Annotated in this window: 3 protein-coding genes; 2 read left to right on the forward strand and 1 reads right to left on the reverse strand. The window is 64.1% G+C overall.

Annotation, left to right across the window (positions count from 1 at the left end):
* Both AC1DHX_RS20585 and AC1DHX_RS20590 read left to right on the forward strand, forming a co-directional pair.
* Positions 1-895 (forward strand): glycoside hydrolase family 15 protein (locus tag AC1DHX_RS20585; protein ID WP_476900451.1); only part of this gene is annotated, 895 nt, incomplete at its 5' end.
* A gap of 147 nt (positions 896-1042) precedes the next feature.
* Complete coding sequence (locus AC1DHX_RS20590) at positions 1043-1480, forward strand: DUF5956 family protein (RefSeq protein ID WP_230008923.1); 438 nt, start codon at positions 1043-1045, stop codon at positions 1478-1480.
* A 224-nt stretch (positions 1481-1704) separates the two neighbouring features.
* Here the strand turns inward: AC1DHX_RS20590 and AC1DHX_RS20595 are convergent, their stop codons facing one another.
* Positions 1705-1872 carry a hypothetical protein gene (locus tag AC1DHX_RS20595; RefSeq protein WP_476858529.1) on the reverse strand — a complete coding sequence of 56 codons (168 nt, stop codon included), beginning with the start codon at positions 1870-1872 and terminating at the stop codon, positions 1705-1707.
* Positions 1873-2316: the final 444 nt, after the last annotated feature.

Genomic DNA, 2316 nt, shown 5'->3' on the forward strand with positions numbered 1-2316 from the left:
CGGCATCGACGGCGAAAGGGACCTTCCCGAGGTTACTGTCGAGGGACTCGGCGGCTACGACGGCGCCCGCCCCGTCCGGATCGGCAACGCTGCCGCCCACCAGCGCCAGCTCGACGTCTGGGGCATGATGCTGGACTCCGTCTACCTCCACGCCAAATCCCGTGACCAGCTTCCCGAGCCGCTCTGGCCCGTCCTGCTCCGCCAGGTCGAGCAAGCCGCCGCCCACTGGCGGGACCCGGACCACGGSATCTGGGAGGTCCGTGGCGAACCGAAGCACTTCACCTCCTCAAAGCTCATGTGCTGGGTCGCCCTGGATCGTGGTGCCCGGCTGGCGCGCCTGCACGGTCAGGCTGATTACGCCCGAAAGTGGGACGCCATCGCCACGGAGATTCATGAGGACATCTGCCGCAATGGTGTCGACGACCGAGGCGTGTTCGTCCAGTCCTACGGCACAACGAACCTCGATGCCTCGCTTCTCCTTGTTCCGCTTGTCCGATTCTTGCCCGTCAACGATCCTCGCGTGCGCGCCACGGTCGTGGCCATCGCCGATGAACTCACCCGGGACGGACTCGTCCTGCGCTACCGTCCCGAGCAGACCGACGACGGTCTCACCGGCGACGAAGGGACCTTCACGACCTGCTCGTTCTGGCTCGTCTCGGCCCTTGTCGAGATCGGGGAGGTGGTTCGCGCCAAGGCACTGTGCGAACGTCTGCTGTCCCTTGCCAGCCCCTTGGGCCTCTACGCTGAGGAGCTGGATCCGGTGAGCGGCCGTCACCTCGGCAACTTCCCACAGGCGTTCACCCACCTGGCCCTCATCAACGCGCTCGTGCACCTCATCCGCGCCGAAGAAACCAACCGCGCGGCGCAGTTCGCCCCGGCCCACCGCACGCCCTGAGACGCAGACGAAGGTCAAGGTACGGATTGCAACGACGGGCTCAAGCTTCCACGGGAAGCCGCCCTGACGCGGGTCCCGGAACCGGATGTTCTGCCCCGCCGCAGCCGTGCGGAGACGTGACCCATTCGGAGAGGCAAGGAGCAGCCCATGTGGAGTGACGTGCAGGAATCCGAGCCCTCAGCTTCCTGGCTGGACCTGCCCGAGAATGGCTGGGGGGCGCTCATCGGCTGGGCAGCCGGCCTGGACAACTTACGCCGCCGCCCGTCCTCGGACGCCGGCAGGACAATCACCGGTTACACCGAGCGCGGGGGTAAGCAACAACCCTTCGAGGAACCGTTCACAGCTGCCGACCGGCTGGGAATCGACGATGACATCGACCTGTACCTCCGGGATGCCGGCCTCCCGCCGCGGCCGAGGGGCTACGTCTGGATGATCCGTGTCCCGGAAGGGCACGCATCATCCGAGGCCTTCTTGGCTGAGGTAGACACCGCAATCCTTCGAACCGCCGAAGGCTCTGTCAATCCGGAGCAGCTGCGGCCGATCGTCGCGGCTATTCTCCGCGATTTCTATGCGAAGGACATTTGATCAATCAATACGGAGACCTGAGAACGGGTGGTGGGGGAGCTGGGCTGACAGGACCGGGAGCGATCTAGGGGAGTTCGCCCGGTCGTGAATCCGGCAGCCCAATGGTAGCCGTGCAGGGAGCCTCCCGTGGATTCGGCGCCTATCCGGCAGCTCATTTGTCGCCGTCGGGGGCGTGCAGGGAAGCGGACCGCCCCGGGACGTCCGCAATGATCTCAAAACAGTGGTTACTCAGCTTGGAAGCTGAGCGTATTTATCCCGCTCGTCCAGGTCAAAGTGTCCTGCGTATAGGTCATTGAAATGGGACGTTTCAATAATTCATGAATCCAAGCTTGATGTTCACCGGAAGTACCGATGCAGCCGCTGGCGCCAGTGGCGATTTTTCCGAGGGTCATGATGTTTCCAGCAATTGTGGCTGGCCCGCTGATGGGGGAGCAGTCTGTTTTCATGGCCAGCTGCAGGGTACCTTCGACGGAGCTCAGTCGCACCTTGATGGTCCCGGCGGCCGCCCAGGGTAGAGCCATACCGTTTGATGTTGCGGCGACGCTGCTGTAGGTGGAGCAAGGCGCGGTGGGCAGGAAAGCCGCGCACGTTTCCCGCGGCGGGCCGGAGGTGGCCGGGACGGGGCTTTTACTCACGGAGCTGGTCGGGGCACTCGGTGATGTTGCTGCGATTCCGGAAGTGGTGGGCGTGGAGGCTGCTGATCCCGGTACCACTGATGGGGTGGCTGCGCATGATGTCATGAGCCATGCCGCCGCCAGAACTGAAATTCCTATTCGAAGGCGCCAGCTGCGATCCATTGTTCCCCCTAGTGAATGAACGCTGAACCGAGCATAGGC

Source organism: Arthrobacter sp. 05N33_2 (genome assembly GCF_056397425.1).

Excerpts from the sequence above, each read along its gene's own strand:
- AC1DHX_RS20590 (WP_230008923.1), top strand. The coding sequence starts at position 1,043 with ATGTGGAGTGACGTGCAGGAATCCGAGCCCTCAGCTTCCTGGCTGGAC.
- AC1DHX_RS20595 (WP_476858529.1), bottom strand. The coding sequence starts at position 1,872 with ATGACCCTCGGAAAAATCGCCACTGGCGCCAGCGGCTGCATCGGTACT.